This window comes from Massilia psychrophila (assembly GCF_002760665.1).
Classification (GTDB): domain Bacteria; phylum Pseudomonadota; class Gammaproteobacteria; order Burkholderiales; family Burkholderiaceae_D; genus JAFCUW01.
Genome location: NZ_PDOB01000014.1, coordinates 56,919 through 76,446 on the forward strand (window position 1 = coordinate 56,919; position 19,528 = coordinate 76,446).

The 19,528-nt window shown below is 61.6% G+C and carries 11 protein-coding genes; all 11 read right to left on the minus strand.

Annotated features, from left to right (window positions below; translation table 11 throughout):
- Positions 1-7: 7 nt before the first annotated feature.
- Positions 8-2,458 carry a glycogen/starch/alpha-glucan phosphorylase gene (locus CR103_RS10860; RefSeq protein WP_099916003.1) on the minus strand — a complete coding sequence of 817 codons (2,451 nt, stop codon included), beginning with the start codon at positions 2,456-2,458 and terminating at the stop codon, positions 8-10.
- Between the two features lie 63 nt (positions 2,459-2,521).
- Complete coding sequence (gene glgA / locus CR103_RS10865) at positions 2,522-3,985, minus strand: glycogen synthase GlgA (protein WP_218968470.1); 1,464 nt, start codon at positions 3,983-3,985, stop codon at positions 2,522-2,524.
- Positions 3,986-4,040: 55 nt separating this feature from the next.
- Positions 4,041-5,324, minus strand: a complete 1,284-nt coding sequence (gene glgC / locus CR103_RS10870) for a glucose-1-phosphate adenylyltransferase (RefSeq protein WP_099916004.1) — start codon at positions 5,322-5,324, stop codon at positions 4,041-4,043.
- A gap of 62 nt (positions 5,325-5,386) precedes the next feature.
- Positions 5,387-7,576 (minus strand): glycogen debranching protein GlgX, encoded by a 2,190-nt coding sequence (gene glgX, locus CR103_RS10875; RefSeq protein ID WP_099916005.1) that lies wholly within the window; start codon positions 7,574-7,576, stop codon positions 5,387-5,389.
- A gap of 13 nt (positions 7,577-7,589) precedes the next feature.
- Positions 7,590-9,815 carry a 1,4-alpha-glucan branching protein GlgB gene (glgB, locus tag CR103_RS10880; RefSeq protein ID WP_218968471.1) on the minus strand — a complete coding sequence of 742 codons (2,226 nt, stop codon included), beginning with the start codon at positions 9,813-9,815 and terminating at the stop codon, positions 7,590-7,592.
- A 191-nt stretch (positions 9,816-10,006) separates the two neighbouring features.
- Positions 10,007-11,350, minus strand: a complete 1,344-nt coding sequence (locus CR103_RS10885) for an MFS transporter (protein WP_229443001.1) — start codon at positions 11,348-11,350, stop codon at positions 10,007-10,009.
- Positions 11,351-11,369: 19 nt separating this feature from the next.
- Positions 11,370-12,305, minus strand: a complete 936-nt coding sequence (locus CR103_RS10890) for a PfkB family carbohydrate kinase (RefSeq protein WP_099916006.1) — start codon at positions 12,303-12,305, stop codon at positions 11,370-11,372.
- A 34-nt stretch (positions 12,306-12,339) separates the two neighbouring features.
- Positions 12,340-14,172: an alpha-amylase family glycosyl hydrolase gene (locus tag CR103_RS10895; protein ID WP_099916007.1), complete on the minus strand. Its 1,833-nt coding sequence runs from the start codon at positions 14,170-14,172 to the stop codon at positions 12,340-12,342.
- Positions 14,173-14,272: 100 nt separating this feature from the next.
- Positions 14,273-16,552 (minus strand): TonB-dependent receptor domain-containing protein, encoded by a 2,280-nt coding sequence (locus tag CR103_RS10900; protein WP_229443002.1) that lies wholly within the window; start codon positions 16,550-16,552, stop codon positions 14,273-14,275.
- 300 nt (positions 16,553-16,852) lie between these two features.
- Positions 16,853-17,854: a LacI family DNA-binding transcriptional regulator gene (locus CR103_RS10905; protein WP_099916009.1), complete on the minus strand. Its 1,002-nt coding sequence runs from the start codon at positions 17,852-17,854 to the stop codon at positions 16,853-16,855.
- 432 nt (positions 17,855-18,286) lie between these two features.
- Positions 18,287-19,516: a D-amino acid dehydrogenase gene (locus tag CR103_RS10915; RefSeq protein ID WP_099916010.1), complete on the minus strand. Its 1,230-nt coding sequence runs from the start codon at positions 19,514-19,516 to the stop codon at positions 18,287-18,289.
- Positions 19,517-19,528 lie beyond the last annotated feature (12 nt).

A 19,528-nucleotide genomic window follows, 5' to 3' on the forward strand; every position in this document is an offset into this window, starting at 1 on the left:
CTTTGCCCTACAGCTTGATCGGCGCCGCATGCCAGATCTGCCCGGCATATTCGGCAATCGTCCGGTCGGATGAAAAAATGCCCATGCCGGCCACGTTCAGGATGGCTTTACGCGTCCATTCGTCCGGTTGGCGATACAGCTCGTCGACCTGGTCCTGGGTAGCGACATAACTGGCGTAATCGGCCAGCAGCAAATAGTGATCGCCCCAGTTCAACAGCGTGTCGCAGATCGGCTGGAAGCGTCCCTTGTCGCTTGGGGAAAAAACACCGTCACGCAGCTGGTCGAGTACCAGTTTGAGTTCGGCATTGTGCTCGTAGATCAGGCGCGGCTGGTAACCATGGGTGCGCAAGGCATCGACTTCGTGCGTGGTGTTGCCGAAGATGAAGATGTTGTCGGCGCCAACGCTGTCGCGCATTTCGACGTTGGCGCCATCGAGCGTGCCGATCGTCAGCGCGCCATTCAAGGCGAATTTCATGTTGCCGGTGCCGGACGCTTCGGTGCCGGCGGTGGAGATTTGCTCCGACAGGTCGGCTGCCGGGATGATGATTTCCGCCAGGCTGACGCTGTAGTTCGGAATGAACACGACTTTGAGCTGGTCTTTCAGGCGCGCATCGTTGTTGATCGTGACGGCGACGTCATTGATCAGCTTGATGGTCTGCTTGGCCATGTGATAGGCCGACGCTGCCTTGCCGGCAAACACCACCGTGCGCGGCACCCAGTCGGCATCCGGATTGGCGAGGATGCGGTTGTAGCGGGTGATCACATGCAACACATTGAGCAACTGGCGCTTGTATTCATGGATGCGCTTGATCTGGACATCGAACAAGGACGCCGGATCGAGCGCGAGGCCGAGATTGGTCGCGACCCAGTTGGTCAGGCGCACCTTGTTGGCCAGTTTAGCGGCGCGAAATTGCGCGCCGAAAACGGCATCGCCGGCAATGTCTTTCAGACCGGATAGTTGCTCGAGGTGGCGCCGCCAGTCACGTCCGATGCGGTCGTCGATCAGCCGGGACAAGGACGGATTGGCCTGCGACAGCCAGCGTCGCGGCGTGACGCCGTTGGTTTTGTTATTGAAGCGATCCGGAAACACTTTGGCGAAATCGGCGAAGATCGATTGCTTCATCAACTCGGAATGCAGGGCCGAGACGCCGTTGATCTTGTGGCTGGCGACCACCGCCAGATAGGCCATCCGTACCCGCCGTTCGCCCTGTTCGTCAATCAGCGACACGCGCCGCATGAGTGCAATATCGGCGCCGAAGGTGGCGGTAATGTTGGCGATGAAACCGGCATTGATGTCAAAAATGATGTGCAAATGCCGCGGCAAGACCCGCCCCAGCAGATCGACCGGCCAGGTTTCCAGCGCTTCCTGCATCAAGGTGTGGTTCGTGTATGAAAACACTTTCTGCGTCAGCGCCCAGGCCTGCGGCCACTTGACGTGGTGCTCATCGACCAGCAGGCGCATCAACTCGGGGATGGCCAGTACCGGATGCGTATCGTTGAGGTGAATCGCGACATGGTCCGGCAATTGGTCGAAACTGCTGTGCGTGCGCAGATAGCGGTGGATCAGGTCCTGCAAGCTGGCAGCACAGAAAAAATATTCCTGTCGCAGGCGCAACTCGCGCCCGGACAGCGTGGAGTCGTCCGGATACAGCACCCGCGACACGTTTTCAGAATGGTTCTTGTCTTCGACCGCCGCCATGTAGTTGCCCTGATTAAAAGCGGACAAGTTGATTTCGCTGCTGGCCTTGGCCGACCAGAGCCGCAGCGTGTTGGTCGTTTCGGTGGCGTAACCGGGAATGATGGTGTCGTACGCCGTGGCCAGCACATCCTGGGTATCAAGCCAGCGCACGGTCTCGCCGTCCTGCTCGAGGCGGCCGCCGAAACGCACCCGGTATTGCACTTCCGGGCGAGGAAACTCCCACGGATTACCGCCCGTCAGCCAGTAATCCGGAACCTCGACTTGATGGCCGTCGATGATCTGTTGTTTGAACATGCCGTAGTCGTAGCGGATGCCGTAACCGAACCCGGACAGGCCGAGCGTGGCCATCGAGTCGAGAAAACAGGCGGCAAGCCGGCCCAGGCCGCCATTGCCAAGGGCGGCATCATGTTCAAGGTCGACCAGCTGGTCGAAATCGACGTCCATCTCGGTGAGCGCCTGCTGTACATTCTGGTAGATATCGAGCGCCAGCAGCGCATTGGTAAACGTGCGTCCGATCAGAAACTCCATCGACAGGTAATACACCCGCTTGACGTCTTGCTTGTACTGGGCGCGGGTGGTTTTCATCCAGCGCTCCACCAGCCGATCGCGCACGGCCAGGGCGGTTGCCTGCAACCAGTCCTGCGGCTGGGCCGTTACCGGATCTTTGCCAACCGTGTAAATGAGTTTGTTGGCAATCGACAGCTTGAGATGGGCGACATCGTTTGCCAAATTGTCGTATTGAAAATCAGTCAGGTTCATTGCGTGGTGTCTTTTGAAAAGTAAATCAAGCTGGAGCAAAACAATCTGGCGCGGATCAGATCGTCAAACCCCGATCCGCGCATACAGCGCCATGTACTGCGCCGCTGCCGCATCCCAGCCGAACTGTTGCTGCATGCCGTGTTTCTGCACCTGCTTCCAGTCGGCTTTGCGTTTATACAGCGCACATGCCCGCCGCAGCGCCGCGCTGATTGCGGCCGCATCGAAGGTGTCGAAGACGACACCGGTTGCCAATCCCTCGTCCAAATTTTCCAGCGAACAATCAACAACGGTATCGGCCAGTCCGCCGACCTTGCGCACCAGCGGCAAGGTGCCGTATTTGAGCCCGTAAAGCTGGGTCAGCCCGCAGGGCTCGAAGCGCGATGGTACCAGGATCACATCGCTGCCAGCGATGATCCGGTGCGCCAGCTGCTCGTCGTAGCCAATCCGCACAGCGACCGCGTGCGGCTGCGCGGCTGCGGCGTCGCGAAAAGCGTTTTCCAGTGCCGCATCGCCGCTGCCCAGCAGCATGATCTGGCCGCCGCGTTGCACAATCTCCGGCAAAGCTGCCAACAACAGGTGCAATCCTTTTTGCTCGCTCAGGCGGCTGACCACGCAAAACAAGAGCGCATCGGCATCGATCGCCAGCCCCGCTTCCTGCTGCAGCGCCGCTTTGCACGTTTGCTTGCCGCGCATGGTGCCGGTGGCGAACGGCGCGGCAATCAAGCCGTCAAGGGCCGGATTCCATACCGTATCGTCGACGCCGTTCAGTATCCCGGACAAATCGCCCATGCGCTTGCGCAGCAAGCCATCGAGGCCGCAGCCCTGTTCGCTGCCCTGAATTTCGCGCGCATAGGTCGGACTGACCGTGGTGAGCTTGTCGGCGTAAAACAAACCGGCTTTCATGAATGAACACTGGCCATGAAACTCGATGCCGTCGACGTCGAAAAAATACGCCGGCAAGTTCAGATCGACAAACGCGTGGCGCGGGAAGTTGCCCTGATACGCCAGGTTGTGCACGGTGAACACGCTGCCGGCCAGTCTGCGGCCGGCAGCGTGCTCTGCCGCTTTCAAATACGCCGCGGCCAGGCCGGCGTGCCAGTCGTGCCCATGCACCACTTGCGCCCGCCAGGAGCCATCGAGCCCTTGCGCCAGGCGCGCGGCCACCCAGCCAAGCAAGGCGAAGCGGCGATGATTGTCGGGATACGCATGATTATTCGCATCGGCATACGGATTGCCGGGCCGGTCGTACAGTTCCGGCGCGTCGATCACATAAGCCATTACGCCGCTATCGGGCAAGATGCCGCAATAGAGCCGTATCGCCTGTGCGCCGAACGCCGGCGCCAGCTCTGCCACCAGCCGTTGATCGAGGATGCCAGCGCGCAGGGCCGGAAAACCCGGTACCAGCACGCGTGCATCGCAGCGCGCGCGCGCCTGCGCCGCCGGCAAAGCGCCGGCGACGTCGGCCAGGCCGCCGGTCTTCAGCAAGGGATAAATTTCAGCACAAACATGTAAAACACGCATCTTCATTCCTGTTCAAACTACTCGAGCACCCATCATTTTCCTGCCCATACGACTCATTACTTCAGAGTTTTTCCAGCATTTCGCAAGTCACCAGCACCACACCGGTTTCGGTGCGAAAAAAACGTTGTGCATCGAGCTCGGCATCTTCGCCGATGACCATTCCGGCCGGAATCTTGCAGCCGCGATCGATGACGACCTTGGTCAGGCGGCAATTTTCGCCGATCTCGGAACGCGGCAGGATTACCGCCTGGTCGATGTGGCAGAACGAGTGCACCCGTACATTTGAAAACAGGACCGACAGCGCCACATGCGAGCCCGACACGATGCAGCCGCCGGAGATCAGCACGTTGACCGCCATCCCGTGCGCGCCCGCGCTGTCGTGAACGAATTTGGCTGGTGGCAATTGTTCCTGATGCGTCCAGATTGGCCATTTGTCGTCGTAGATGTTCAGTTCCGGCGAAATCGACGCCAGGTCGAGATTGGCTGACCAGAAGGCGTCGACGGTGCCGACATCGCGCCAGTAGGCGACGCCGTCGGCCGTCGGAATGCAGGACATGCTGAACGGATGCGCGACCGCGCCGCCGGCGGCGACGATCTTTGGAATGATGTCTTTGCCAAAATCATGGCTCGATGCCGGATTGGCGATATCGTCCTCCAGCAGTTGATACAGATATTTTGCATTGAAGATATAAATCCCCATGCTGGCCAGTGTCATTTCTGGCTTGCCGGGCATGGTCGGCGGATCGGCGGGCTTCTCGATAAAAGCGGTGATGGTGCGTTTGGCGTCGATCGCCATCACGCCGAAGGCCGACGCTTCCGCTTTCGGCACCTCGATGCACCCAACGGTGCAGTCGGCCTTGGTGGCAACATGGTCGCGCAGCATCAGGGAATAATCCATTTTGTAAATATGGTCGCCCGCTAACACCACCACAAACTCCGGATTGTAGGAACGCAAGATGTCGATGTTCTGAAACACCGCGTCGGCGGTGCCGCGATACCAGTGTTCTTCATTGACGCGCTGCTGGGCCGGTAACAGGTCGATGAATTCATTATTGTCGCCGCGCAAAAAGCTCCAGCCGCGCTGCAGGTGGCGCAGCAAGGAGTGCGATTTGTATTGGGTAACGACGCCAATGCGCCGAAAGCCCGAATTGACGCAGTTCGACAAGACGAAATCAATGATGCGGAACTTACCGCCGAAGTAGACCGCCGGCTTGGTGCGTTTGCTGGTCAGCTGCTCCAGGCGCGAACCGCGTCCGCCCGCCAGCACCAGCACGACGGCCCGTTCCGGCAGCCGGCGGGAAAGCAGGTTGTTGTTGTTGTTGTTGTTGTTTTCCAGTTGCTGCATATTGCCTCCGTTTTTATTATGATCGTTGCGATACAAAATAGGTCCGTTGCTTGCGAGCGTCCTCAGCTTGCCACTGCCGGTTGGCTCCTTTCCGCGCGCGCCGAAATTTCCGCCAGGTCGTCGGCAAGCGCCAGGGTTTCGCCGGCAGCGCCTTTCAGCGCATCGACGATGGCCGCTCCCGACACCAGCAGCACGACAGCACGCGCCGGCACCCTCAAGCCGGCGCCGACGTCACGCTCCGGCAAAGCAGGGTTGGCCGTGTTGATCACCATCCGCCAGGTTCCCGCAGGCAGCACAAAATCGACTGCCTGGGCTTCTGCATTGATCAGCAGCAGGCAGGTTTCTTTCCCCGCATCCGCGCCCAGCCGGATCGCGATGCAAGAGCGGTGCTTGGCGTTCCACGCCGCCTCGTCCAGCGCCGCGCCATCGTGCGTCAACCAGGCGATGTCGCTGTGTCCATCGTGCTGCGTCGCACCGCTGTACCAGCCGGCCTGGCGCAGGGCGCGATAGCGGCGCCGCAGTGCAATCAGGCGGCCGGTCAATGCGGCCAGTGCGTGATCGGCATGCTGCCAGTCCAGCCAGCACACAGGATTGTCCTGGCAATACGCATTGTTGTTGCCGTGCTGGGAATGGCCGATGTCGTCGCCGGCCAGCAGCATCGGCGTGCCCTGCGAAAACAACAGCGTCGCCAGCAAGGCCCGTTGCAGCGACGCGCGCAACTGCAGCACTCCGGCGTCGTCGGTGGCGCCTTCGACGCCGCAATTCCAGCTCAGCGTGTCTTGACTGCCGTCGCGGTTGTCCTCGCCATTGGCGTGATTGTGCTTGTGGTTGTAACTGACCAGGTCACGCAAGGTAAAACCGTCGTGCGCCGTCATGAAATTGATGCTGGCATCCGGCTGCCGTCCGCGGTGCTGGAACACATCGCTGGAAGCGGCAAAGCGCCGGGCAAATTCTCCCAGCGAGGCTCCCTGCGTGAGCCAGAAAGCACGCATCGTGTCGCGGTATCGATCGTTCCATTCGAGCCAGCCGGCAGGGAAATTGCCAAGCTGATAGCCGCCCGGCCCGATGTCCCACGGTTCGGCGATCAGTTTGACTTGCGCCAGCACCGGGTCTTGCCGGACTGCCGCCAAAAAGGCGGCAGTGCTGGAAAAGCCCTGGGCAGTGCGGGCCAATTCGGGCGCCAGGTCAAAGCGAAAACCATCGACGTGCATCTCCAGGACCCAGTAGCGCAAGGAATCCATCACCAGTTGCAGCACGCGCGGTTCTGCCAGATTGAGGCAATTGCCACAGCCGGTCCAGTTTTCGTACAAGGCAGGATTGCCGGGCTGTAGATGGTAGTAGAGCGCATTGTCGATCCCGCGAAAGCTCAGCGTCGGACCAAATTCGTCGGTTTCAGCGCTATGGTTGTAGACCACATCGAGCACTACTTCGATGCCGCGTTGATGCACCGCCTTGACCATGTCGCGAAATTCGGAAATCGAGGTGCTGCCGGCTTGGCCGGACCAGTAGCGCATCTCGGGCGCAAAGAAGCCGATGCTGGAATACCCCCAGTAATTCGACAAGCCGATCTGCTGCAAGCGCATCTCGTCGGCGCGCTGATGAACTGGCAGCAGGTTTAACGTGGTAACGCCGAGCTGTTGCAGGTAATCGAGCACGGCCGGTTGCGCGAGGCCGGCGTAACTGCCGCGCAGCGGCTCCGGCACTCCGGGATGCAGCTGGGTAAAACCCTTGACGTGCACTTCGTAGACGATGGTCTCGGCCCGGGCCACCCGCGGCGGCGCATCCGAGCCCCAGTCGTATGGTGCATGCACGACCTGCGCCTTGAGGGCCATCGCGGCATTGTCGAACGGGTTCGGATCGACGTGCGCGCTGGAGGGCAATGCGGGCAGCGGCGCCTGCTGATCGAGGAAACCTGGCTGACCGCGGTATTGCCCCACCACCTGGCGCGCGTACGGATCGAGCAGCACCTTGTTGGGATTGAAGCGGTGGCCATTCTGCGGCGCGTACGGGCCAAAGACCCGATAGCCATACACCAGGCCAGGTGCGCCGGCGTCGAGATAGCCATGCCAGACGCCGTCCTGGCAAACGGGCATGGCCAGCCGCATCAGTTCGCGCTCGCCTCCAGCATCGAACAGGCACAGCTGAACCGAGTGCGCATGCGGCGCCACCAGCGCAAAATTGATGCCGCGGCCATCCCAATGCGCGCCCAACGGATAGGCCGCGCCTGCGCTCAATGTTGTTGCACCCGTCATCCTGTGGGTTCCTTCACGGCACCAGTGTCAACATCAGCGTCGCCAGCGGAGGCAGGCTCAGGCTGAGCGAGCAAGCGCGGCCATGTGCGGCAATCGGTTCGGTCCGCAGGACGCCATTGCCGACTCCGCTGCCGCCATATATTGTGGCATCGGTATTGATGATTTCACGATAGCATCCCGCTTGCGCGACGCCGATCCGATAGTCGTGCCGGATTACCGGCGTGAAATTGCACAGCACCAGCACGGTGTCGCCATTCGTACCATTCGCACCATTCGCACCATTCGCACCAGCGCCGGCATGGCGGATGAACGAGAGCACGGAGTTTTCGCGGTCTTCGTGGGTGATCCACTCAAAACCGCGCTGCTCGAAGTCGCACTGGTGCAGTGCGCGATAGTGGCGATTGACGGCATTCAGATCGCGCACCAGGCGCTGCACGCCCTGGTGCAACGGCTGCTTCAGCAAGTGCCAGTCGAGGCTGCTGTCGGCATCCCATTCGCTTGCCTGGCCGAATTCGCAGCCCATGAACAACAGTTTTTTGCCCGGATGCCCCCACATGAAACCGTAATACGCCCGCAGGTTGGCGAAGCGCTGCCATTCGTCGCCCGGCATGCGCGCCAGGATCGAGCCCTTGCCATGCACCACTTCGTCGTGCGACAGCGGCAGCACAAAATTTTCGCTGAACGCATATGCCAACCCGAAGGTGATGTTGTCGTGATGGTGTTTGCGCTTGAGCGGGTCTTGCTGCATGTACTTGAGGGTATCGTTCATCCACCCCAGGTTCCACTTGTAATGGAACCCCAGGCCGCCTGTTTCCAGCGGGCGCGACACGTTCGGAAAACTGGTCGATTCTTCCGCCATCGTGATCGCTTCGGGACGTTCGGCGCAGACGACTTCATTGAGCCGGCGTAAAAACGCGATCGCCTCCAGATTCTCCCGCCCGCCAAACTGGTTCGGGATCCATTCCCCTTCCTTGCGGCTGTAGTCGCGGTACAGCATCGAGGCCACTGCATCGACCCGCAAACCATCGATGCCGAAACGCTCGATCCAGTACAGCGCATTGCCGACCAGGTAGTTGAGAACTTCCTTGCGCCCATAGTTGTAAATCAGCGTGTTCCAGTCCGGATGAAAGCCCTCGCGCAGGTCGGCGTGCTCGTACAGGCAGCTGCCATCGAACTTGGCCAGACCGTGGGCGTCGCTGGGGAAATGCCCCGGCACCCAGTCGAGCAGCACGCCGATGCCGCTGGCGTGGGCGGTCTCGACGAAATAGCGAAAGTCGTCCGGGCTGCCGAAACGCGAGGTCGGCGCGTACAGCCCGACCGGCTGGTAACCCCACGAGCCATCGAACGGATGTTCGCTGATGGGCAGCAATTCAATATGGGTGAAGCCGAGATCCTTCACGTACGGGACGAGTTGCGCGGCCAGTTCGCGGTAGGTCAGCCACCGATTGCCTTGTTCCGGCACCCGGCGCCATGATCCAAGATGCACTTCATAAATACACACTGGTGCGCCAAGGCTGTTGGCCAATCGGCGCGCCGGGTTCGACGGCTGCACCGGCATCAATGCCTGCACCACCGAGGCGGTGTCCGGGCGCAGTTCGGCGCGCAGCGCGAAGGGATCGGCTTTGAGCAGCAGTTCGCCGTCCAGGGTCTTGATTTCCAGCTTGTACAGGTCGCCAATGGCGAGCTGCGGAAGGAAAATTTCCCATATGCCGGAGGCGCCGCGCCAGCGCATCATGTGGCGCCGTCCATCCCAGTTGTTGAAACTGCCGACGACCGACACGCGCCGCGCGTTCGGCGCCCAGACCGCGAAACTGACGCCCGCCACGCCATCGATGTGCGCCAGATGGGCACCGAGTTTTTCGTAAGGACGGTAATGCGTGCCTTCCGCCAGCAGCCACAGATCCATGTCGCCCAGGATCGGCGCAAAGCGATATGGATCGTCGATGTCCTGATGTTGCTGCTGATGTTGCTGATGGCTGCCCCAGTCGACCCGCAAGCGGTAGGCAAACGGGGTTTTGCGCCGGGCGATCACAGCGCAGAACACGTCGCTGCCATCAATCTGGTCGAGGCTGGCGAGCCTGCACCCGCTTTTAGCGTCGATCACGGCCACCGATGCCGCTCCCGGCAACAGGGCCCGCACGACCAGGGCGCCATTGTGCCGATGCATGCCAAGTACGGCAAACGGATCGCCATGGTCGCCCTGCATCAGCGCAGCGACGGTTGCTTGTTCAACGATCATGAGTTCCTTGAAAATGGTGTCGTTCCTGGCGATCGTTTCCCGCTGCCGGGTCGATCGACATGCGGGCGGTTCGATCATGCATCACGGCCAAAAACCAAACAACTGTACATTATCACAACGGTTACTCATGCTCAACTGTCGGCACGGCCCCGGCTCGTGGCCACGCTTGAGCGTGTCCACAAGCCGGCAAACTATGCCTGCAACGGTTGCGCTTTCTGCGCCGCCAGTCGGGAAGAAACGGGTCCCACTTTGACCCATAACGCGGCCACCGCTGCGCACAATAGGAGGCCACCGGCCAGCCGGATGACGTTTTCCGGATTGCCGTCCAGCCAGGCACGGTAAAACAGCGGCAAGGTGAAAATCTGGATAATCATCGGAATGACGATGAACATGTTGAAAATACCCATGTAGACCCCGGTTCGCTCCGGCGGGATACAGCCTGCCAGCATGATGTAGGGGTTGCCCATGATGCTCGCCCATGCCAGTCCGACCCCGACCATTGGCACGAACAACAAGGCGGGCGTGTGGATCAGCGGAATGCACAGCATGCTGACGCCGGCCAGCGTCAGGCATATGCTGTGCATCACTTTCGGTCCGAAACGGCGCGTGAAGGGAACCAGTGCGAATGCTGCGATAAATGCGACGAAATTATAGAAAGCGCCGATCTGCCCGTTCAGCAGCCCCGCATCGCGAAAACCTGTCGTGGTCGGGTCGGTGCTGCCGTACAGGGTCGTCGCCAGGGACAGCGAGATGTACTGCCAGTAGCAAAACATCGCGTACCACTGAAACAGCTTGACCAGGGCCAGTTGCTTCATGGTCGGCGGCATTTCGCGTATCGCTACTGCAATGTCGAGCAGCATGGCCTTGACGCCTGGAGACTTGAGGCGAATTTTTTGCAACTCATCCGGTTCGAGCGGGATTTCCGGCGTGGTTTTCAGGGTCCACAGCACGCTCGCCAAGGAAAACACGGCGCCGGTGAGGAAAGCGGCGATAACGATGTGCGGGATGTTGCTGTCATTGGTGGCATCCTTGTTCATGCCAAAAAGCACCAGCAACGTCGGCGTCAGGTAAGCCAGCGTCTGGCCCAACCCGGTAAACGCGCTCTGGGTCAAAAATCCCAGTGAATGCTGGGCAGGGGCAAGCTTGTCGCTGACAAAAGCGCGGTACGGCTCCATCGTGACGTTGTTGGCGGCATCGAGGATCCACAACAGGCTCGCTGCAACCCATAACGTTGGGCTGAAAGGCATGAACAACAAGCCGACACTGCACAAGATCGCGCCGATCAGGAAGTATGGCGTTCGCCGGCCCCAGCGGGTAATTGTCCGGTCGCTCATGGCGCCAATGATCGGCTGCACGATCAGGCCGGTCACCGGGCCTGCCAACCATAAAAACGGCAGCGTCGCATCGTCCGCCCCGAGATACTTGTAAATCGGGCTCATGCTGCTTTGCTGTAAGCCGAAGCTGAACTGGATTCCGAAGAACCCGACATTCATGTTGATGATCTGCCAGAACGACAAATGCGGTTTATGGGTCACGATATGCTTTCGTAAGTGATCAATCAGCGAGCCAGCGCGTCATCCAGGGCTCGTAAAATGCGGTATCGGCCGGCACCGCGCCGGTGATGCCGCAGATGGCGGCGGCAAATTCGTTGGCGCGCGACAGAATCGTTTCGAGCGGCCATCCAAGCGCGCTGCCGAGCAAAAAAACCGCCGAGAACGCATCGCCCGCGCCGACCGTATCGACAACGTCGACAACGTCGCCTGCACCGGCATGCAGGCGAAACCGCTCGGCGCCGAAATACACCGCACCGCGTTCTCCGAGCGTGACGATCAAGCCGGTCAGGCCGAATACGCGGATCAAGATCGCGCAAGCGGCGTGCAGGCGCTCGTCGGCCATGTCTGTCGGGCACGGGCGCGCGTGCGTGTACCAGCTGAACAGATTGCCCAATTCATCTTCATTGACCTTGACGATATCGGCATGGTGCAGCGAGGCGAACACGCACCGCTGCGTCACCTGGCCTTCGCGCACGTTCAGGTCCAGGAAACGCCGCGCCGGCGTGGCCGCCAACAGTTGCGTCAGCGCGTAGCAAGAATCGTTTGCACGTTGCGCCAACGTGCCGAAGTAGATGGTAGCAGGCGTGCAACGGGACATTGCCGCCAGCGCGGCGCCGGCCTCGATATAATCGTAGGCCTGATCGGGCGCAATGATGAAGCGGTGCGTTCCCTCGCCTCGCTCGACGATCACGCGCCCGGTGGGAGCGACGGCATCGACCTGCAGGCCGTCTTCGCGCATGCGAAAGCGCGCAAACTCGGCGCGCACGGTAGCGCCGTTGGCGTCGCTGCCGATCCGCGTGATCGTCAATGGCGCCGCGCCAAACGCGGCCAGGTGGCGGGCGACGTTGAACGGGGCGCCGCCAACCACCACCTCAGTGATGAAATCATCGACCAGTGCTTCGCCGAATACGACGGTGGTTTTGGTGTCTGCAAACATATTTTAGTCCTTTCGGTCAGTCTCGGCGACTGCTTCAGCGTTCAAGCCAGAGCATTGCCCAAGGCGCCAGTTCGATGCACTCGTCTTGTCCTGGCCAGGCCCCTTCGCCCATCGCCGCCAGGCTGACGCTGATGTTGCGCGCGGAAAAATTGAACAAGCCCAGGAAGCTGCTGCCGCGCGCCAATGCCAGCAATGCCGGATCGGCTGTGTGGCACACGCTGCGCGGTACGCCAGCGGCCAGCGCCGGCTGCCGGCAGCGCTGCGCGATCAGTGTATGGATGGCGTCGTACACCCTGCCGGCAGGCGTGGACGGGTCGCCCTTCTGCGCCAGCCGTTGCGCGTCGAAGTTGGCACGCTGGACCCATCGCGAATCATGCGCGCGCTCAGGATCGACGGCGTACGCGTAGTCATTTTGCATCCCCAGCTCGTCGCCCATGTAAAGGATCGGCACTCCGCCAAACGACAGCGCAATGCCGTGCACCAGTAACAATCGCCTGAGCGCGTGTTCCCACTGCTGCTCGTCGCGCGCCGATTCGAGTCCGGCCAGCGACGCCGCCATACCGTTGGTGGCGTAAACGGTGCCGGCGCCGCCCTCCTGGAATGGCACGCCGGCCGCGAAACCATCGCCCTGCCCCAGGTAGAATTGGGCGATTGCGCCAATTCGCTGCGCCGAGCGCGCTTCCGCCATCAGCACTTTCCAGCCGATGTCGTCGTGGCAGCGCACATACGTCACCCAACTGGCTCCCGGCGGCAGCTTCGGCGTCGTCTCGATTACTTCACGCAGCATGGCGCAATCCTGTTCGGCCAGCGCCGCCCATGCCGCCGCCATCAAGGTGCTGTGGTAGGCGAGATGGCATTCCGGCTCGCCCTCGGCGCCGAAATAGGCCGGCAGCTCGCACGTCGGCACGATCGCCTCGGCCTTGAGCAGCACCCCGGGGGCAGCGATATCGACGATGGCGCGCAACACCTGCAGCAATGTATGCGCCTCCGGCTGGTTCATGCTGTCGGTGCCTTCGCGCTTCCACAGGAATGCGGTGGAATCGAGCCGGAATACCTCGACGCCGCTATTGGCCAGGCGCAGCAGCGCGCCTGCCATCTCGGCCAATACCGCGCGGTTGGCATAGTTGAGGTCCCACTGGAACGGGTAAAACGTGGTCCAGACCCATCCGCCCAGCGCTTCGACGAACGTGAAGTTTCCGGGCGCTGCCTGCGGGAAGACCTGTGCGAGCGTGCGCTCGTGGCGGTCGGGCATGACGCGGTCGGGGTAGATATGGAAGTAGTCGCGCAATTGCGCGTCGCCTTGCGCGGCTTTGATCGCCCACGGGTGATCGTCAGCGACGTGGTTCAAAATCAGGTCCGAGCACAGGCTGATGCCGGCAGTGCGCAGCTGCGCGCATAGCGCTTCCAGGTCGCCGTTGGTACCGAGCGCCGGATCGACTTCGTCGAAACTGGCAAGCGCAAAACCGCCATCGTTTTCGCCGGCGCGCGGGCGCAGGAACGGCAGCAAGTGCAGGTAACTTACGCCCAGCGCACGCAGGTGCGTGATGCGCTCGGCCACCCCGCGCAGGCTGCCGCCGAAGCGCTGGACATAGGTGCTGTAGCCGAGCATGTGCTGACTGGCGAACCAGTCCGGTTGCGCCGCGCGCTGCGCATCTTGCGCCAGCAGCGCCGGTGCACGGGCGCCGTGCAGGCGGCCGATCGACTCGAGCAGGTCGCCGTACCACAGGTCGAAACCGGGAGTGCCGCCGTACAGCTTGAAGAGATGCTGGTACAGCACGGGACCTCGCACGGCGTAGCGGCGCTCCGCTTCCGCCCGCAAATGTTCGGGCAGGACGTCAAGCAGGCGTTGGGAGTTGGGCAATTGCATACAACTTTCGAAAGAGGGACTGACACCGGCGGAACTAACACCAGCGGGGATTACACCGGTCCCGGTGCAGGCGCACCGGGACCGGTAACTTGCGTATTACTTAAAACGAATACGTCAAGCCAAGCTTGACCGAGCGCCCGGTGATCGAGCGGGCGGCATGGCCATCGCCCTCAACTTCGGTGTAGCCGATCTTGTTGAACAGATTGTTGACGGTGAGGGACATCGAGGTTTTCGCGGCGACCTGGTATTTCAGGAAACCGTTCACTACCTGGTAGGCCGGCATCAGGATGGTGTGCTGGTCATCGGCCCACGCTTTGCCGGTGCCGATCACGCTGACGCCGAACAGCGCGTCGCCCAAGGCATACGTCGGGGCCAGCTGGTACACGACCTTGGCCTGGCGACGCGGCGTGTTGCCGATCAACGCTTCCGAGCCGGGTGCAGTGGCAATGATCTTGGCGTTGGTCAGTGTCACGCCGCCGTTGACCTTGAATGCGCCGATGAGGTAGGCCGCTTCCAGTTCGACACCCTTGGCGTCGTAGCTGTTGGCGGTGGTCTTTTGCGTCGTCGCTTCGTAGTTCGTCTCGCGCGTCTTGGCCTGGAACGCCGTCACGAAGGTACTCAGCGCGCCGCTGCGCCACTTCACGCCACCTTCGATTTGCTCGACCGTGTTGATATTGATCGGCGCGCTGCCATCGAGCGGCGTGCCGAACAGGATACGGTCGGCATTGAAGGCAACGCCGTCGCTGGCCCGCGCAAAAAATGCCAGCGCGGGTGTGAGCTTGTAATTGCCGCCCACCGAATACGAATTGTGATTCAGGCTGTAATCGACGAACTGTACGGTGGCCGGGTTGTAGCGGACGGCGCCAGTGGCAATGTTGGCCGTGCCGCTCGCCTTCTGGCGATCCTGGCGCACGCTGGCATCGACGTTGAACGCGCCGCGTTCAAAGCCCATGTTGACGTACGGGGAAATGAAGCGGTATTGCATGTCGATGGCGCGCGAGCAGCAGCCGCCAAAGGCCGGTCCGACCAGGCCGGGGGTGCTGCTGGCGGTTTTGAGCAATGCCGGCTTGTCGCCCGTGGCCTGCATCAGGTATTCGTTGAAGTTCCAGGTCAGGCCGATGTTCTGAATCGATGTATACAGCCCGCCCGTTGCGGTCAGCTTGGCGCCGTCGGCAAGCTGGAACGTCTTGGCAAGCTTGGTGTTGCTCATCGCCGAACCGGCGTCGTCGATCGAGGTATTGAACACGACAGCGGAAAATGCACGCCCTGCGTATGGCTTGCCGGTGTTCGGACCGGATGCCACGGTGTAGTTGCCAATCTTGCCGTTGTTGGCGGCAAATACACCGATAAAGCGCCCGCTGTTGCTCGACTTGCGGAAATTCTCGCTCAACGTCCAGCCGGCGCCCAAATTGAACTGCGCTTCCAGGCCAATGGTGTTGCTCTTGACGGTCAGGCCGTCGTTGACGTCATGCGAGACGCGGTTGTTGTTCTTGTCGAGCGCCACGTCGGACACCCAATACGGCGAATAAAAAGTGACGGTGCGCGGGTCGATGCCGTCAATGGTGGAGATGCGCTGATTGCTTACTTGCACTGGCACCGGCAAGGTCGTCGGGGTCTGGTCATCGAGGTGCTTGAACGACAGCCGGATGAAGCCATTATCGAGTTCATGGGTCATGTTGCCGCGAATTTGCCCGCCACGCTCGCTCGTCACGCCGCTCTCGCGGATTCCTTCGCCACGGCGGTAGAAGCCGCCGATGAAGAAGCGGGTCTTGTCCGAAATCGGGGCGCCGTAGTCGAAGTCCAATCGCGTGGATTGGTAGTCGAGGCCGGTGCTGACGCCGACGCTGCCGCCTTTTTCTGCACCCGTCTTGCTGATAAAGTTGATGATGCCGCCTGGCGAATTGGTCGCCAGCGTCGAAGCCGAGCCGCCGCGCACAACTTCGAGGTGGGACAGCGTACCGTCGATACGCACATAGGCGTCGGGCGTAATAAAATTGAAGTCGCCCGATTGCAGCACCGGCAGGCCGTCTTCCTGGATCTGCACGTAGCGTGCGCCGCCGGCCGAAATCGGCACACCGCGCACCGTCATGTTGGCATTGCCCTCGCCGCCGGACGACTCCGAGCGCACGCCGGGAATCGAGCGCAGCACATCGGCCGCGCTGGTTGGCGCCGCCTGCATGATGGCGTCGTGTTCCATCGTGCTGATCGACACACTGGACTTCATTTTCGACGTCCCGGCGGCGCTACCAGTAACGACCACCCGCTCCATTTGCAGGGCATCGCCGCCGGTAGTGGCCGGTGCCTGCTGGGCAAACGCGCCGTTCATCTGCAACATGGCCAGTGACACGGCCGCGGCCATACGAGTGAAATTCAATTTCATGGTCTTCTCCAATTATTTTAAATTATTTCCAGCGAGGGATAGCGAGCGCGTTTGGCTGTTGTATTTGCGCATCGATCAAAGCTCATTATCATGATGTTTCAAACCGAGTGCAATCGATTGCATCGATTCATTGCATAGTGTTGTATTTTGCGTACAGACCGCTACATGCCGGGTTAATTTAGGCGAGGATCGCGCTGAAATAGACGACGTAGCGGCACGGCTATTTGAATTTCTACCGAAACGCTGCCGTTGAAATCGATTACATTTTTACCATCATGTCTAGCCAGCACTGCTGGCTTTTCAAACCAGCAGTTCGCCGGCGCTGGCCCGGATGCTGAGCTTGGTAGGTAGTTCGACCGAACGGACCGGACCGCCATTGATCAGCGACAGCAGCGAAGCGACCATCGTCTCGGCGGCCAGCGCGATCGGCTGGCACACCGTCGTCAGGCGCGGATGAAAAACGGCCGCCTGGGCGATGTCGTCATAGCCGGTCACGGCGACATCGTCGGGCACCCGCATGCCATGCGTGCGCAGCGTATCGATCGCGGTCATGGCGAGCAGGTCGCTGCAGGCAAACACGGCGTCGAATGCGTGCCCGCGGCGTACCATTTCAAGCACGCCTTGCACACCGCCCTCGGGCAAGAACGATACCGGCACTTGCAAGCGGGGGTCGACGGCGATGGCGTGGCGCTCGAGCGCAGCGCAATGGCCGCGATAGCGCTGCCGGGGTTCGGGCAGTGCCAGGTCGCCGAAGAAAGCGATGCGCCGGCGGCCTAGCGCAAGCAGGTGCTCGGTGGCCAACTCGCCGCCGCGGACGTTGTCGCCGCCGATGCAGCAATAGAGCTGATTGGGTAAATGGGCGCCCCACACCACGATGGGTACCTGGCGCGCCGCCAGCTCATTGATCTGTTCGTGACGCTGCCACTGGCCGATCAGGATGATGCCGATCGCCCGCCCGCTGTCGAACGGCGCCGCCGCCGCACCGAGTTCATCGCTACCGATACGGGAAAACAGCATGTCGAAACCCTGCTCGGTCAAGGCGTCGGCCAGGCTGCCGAGCATCGCCAGCAGGAACGGGTCGGAGAGATGCTGACGCGTGTCGCGCTCGACCGGAAACATCACACTCACCGTGCGGTTCTGCTTGAGGCGCAGGTTTTGCGCGCCGACGTTGATCGAGTACTTCAGCGACCGGGCCAGCTCGAGAATCCTGGCACGGGTTTCCTCGTTGACCAGCGGGCTGTGATTCAGCGCGCGCGATACGGTTGCCGTGGAGACGCCGGCCAGGCGCGCAATGTCCGCCATCTGCAAGCGCCGTCGCGCGCCATCGTTACCCGCTTGTTCTCGTTGAACTTTCACCATACGCCGTTTCTTCCAGGCGCCCCGCAGGGCCAAGCGGCCCATTGTATGTCAGCGTGGCGCGACTGCAAAGGTGCGGGCACAGCCTGCTTGCATCGAAACGGCTGACGTTCAGATGCACCGGCGATCGCGCCGGGCGCGGTGACGTCGCGGCATCGGCCGGCAGCCGGCAGCCGGTGCAAGGCTCGCGGGGGTTGCGGGGTTTAATATCCTGCCTGGCCGGCACCGCCAAACGCGCCGAACAATATCCACCATCCGATTTCCGTCACCAGGTTGCGCGTCTGCAGGGCGCCAATGTCGACGCGAACGGTGTCACGCCGGGCCAGCTGGCGTGGGTGCTGCACCAGACGGATGGCGACGGTGAACCGATAATGGCGGTCAGGGCCTGCGCCCTGAAACGATTTCCGCGATCGCCCGCCCCGAGCCGCAGGCCATCGTCCACCCGAGCGTCCCATGCCCTGTATTGAGGAACAGATTCGGATAGCGCGTCGTGCCGATATACGGCACGTTCGACGGCGTAAGCGGGCGCAAGCCGGCCCAGTAAGTCGGGTCGTCGTAATCGCAGGCGCCAGGGAACAGCGCGCGCACGCGCCGCGTGATCGCTTCGCAGCGCACCGGATTGAGTTCACGCGAATAGCCGTTCAATTCGCAGGTGCCCGCCACCCGCAGCCGCAACCCTAAGCGCGACAGCACCAGCTTGTGGCCGTCGTCGGTCAGCGACACCGTCGGCGCCGCATCCGGGTCGGTAATCCGGTAGGTCGCCGAATAACCTTTGCCCGGATAGATCAACAGCTTGACCCCGAGCGGGGCCAGCAGCGGTGCCGAGAAGCTGCCGAGCGCGACGACGAAGGCGTCGGCGCGCAGCACCTGGTGGCGGCCTACGCCATCGATGATCTCGACGCCGCTCACCTTGCCTCCTTCATTCAACAGGCGCGTAACAGTGGTGTTATAGCAAAACTCGATGCCGCCCGCAGCGCCCTTTGCCGCCAGCTGCGACGTAAATGCGAACGCGTCGCCCGACTCGTCGCTGGCGGTAAAATCGCCGCCGACGAGTTGCGCGCGCACATTCGATAGCGCCGGCTCGATGCGTACCACCTCGTCGGCGCTGATCGGATTGCGCGGGCAGCCTAGCTCGCGCATCGCCGCCGCCGCACCCTGCGACTTGTCGAACTCGCGTTGATCGGTATAGAAATGCAGGATGCCGCGCGACAGGCTGTCGAATTCGATCCCGGTTTCAAAGCGCAATTCCTGCAGGCAGCGCCGGCTGTCTTCGGCAATGGCGACGATGCGGCGCAGGTTGGCGGCCACCCTGCCGGGCAAGCATTCGCGCACGAACTGCAGGCACCAGCGCCACTGCACCGGGTCCGCGCGCAGCCGGAACAGCAGCGGCGCGTCTTCGCGCCCGAGGTCAGCCAGCACTTTTAGCAGGGTTGCCGGATTGGCCCACGGCTGGGCGTGCGAGACCGAAATCTGGCCGCCGTTCGCAAAACTGGTCTCCAGTGCCGCCCCGCCCTGGCGCTCGATCACGGTCACGTCAATGCCGGCCCGGCGCAGGTACCACGCCGACGCGGTGCCGATCACACCGGCGCCCAGCACGATTACCTTCATCGACCGGCCATC

What these genes read in the sequence shown, in the direction of transcription:
- CR103_RS10860 (WP_099916003.1), bottom strand. Translation starts at nt 2,458, where the DNA reads ATGAACCTGACTGATTTTCAATACGACAATTTGGCAAACGATGTCGCC.
- glgA (WP_218968470.1), bottom strand. Translation starts at nt 3,985, where the DNA reads ATGAAGATGCGTGTTTTACATGTTTGTGCTGAAATTTATCCCTTGCTG.
- glgC (WP_099916004.1), bottom strand. Translation starts at nt 5,324, where the DNA reads ATGCAGCAACTGGAAAACAACAACAACAACAACAACAACCTGCTTTCC.
- glgX (WP_099916005.1), bottom strand. Translation starts at nt 7,576, where the DNA reads ATGACGGGTGCAACAACATTGAGCGCAGGCGCGGCCTATCCGTTGGGC.
- glgB (WP_218968471.1), bottom strand. Translation starts at nt 9,815, where the DNA reads ATGATCGTTGAACAAGCAACCGTCGCTGCGCTGATGCAGGGCGACCAT.
- CR103_RS10890 (WP_099916006.1), bottom strand. Translation starts at nt 12,305, where the DNA reads ATGTTTGCAGACACCAAAACCACCGTCGTATTCGGCGAAGCACTGGTC.
- CR103_RS10895 (WP_099916007.1), bottom strand. Translation starts at nt 14,172, where the DNA reads ATGCAATTGCCCAACTCCCAACGCCTGCTTGACGTCCTGCCCGAACAT.
- CR103_RS10900 (WP_229443002.1), bottom strand. Translation starts at nt 16,552, where the DNA reads ATGAAATTGAATTTCACTCGTATGGCCGCGGCCGTGTCACTGGCCATG.
- CR103_RS10905 (WP_099916009.1), bottom strand. Translation starts at nt 17,854, where the DNA reads ATGGCGGACATTGCGCGCCTGGCCGGCGTCTCCACGGCAACCGTATCG.
- CR103_RS10915 (WP_099916010.1), bottom strand. Translation starts at nt 19,516, where the DNA reads ATGAAGGTAATCGTGCTGGGCGCCGGTGTGATCGGCACCGCGTCGGCG.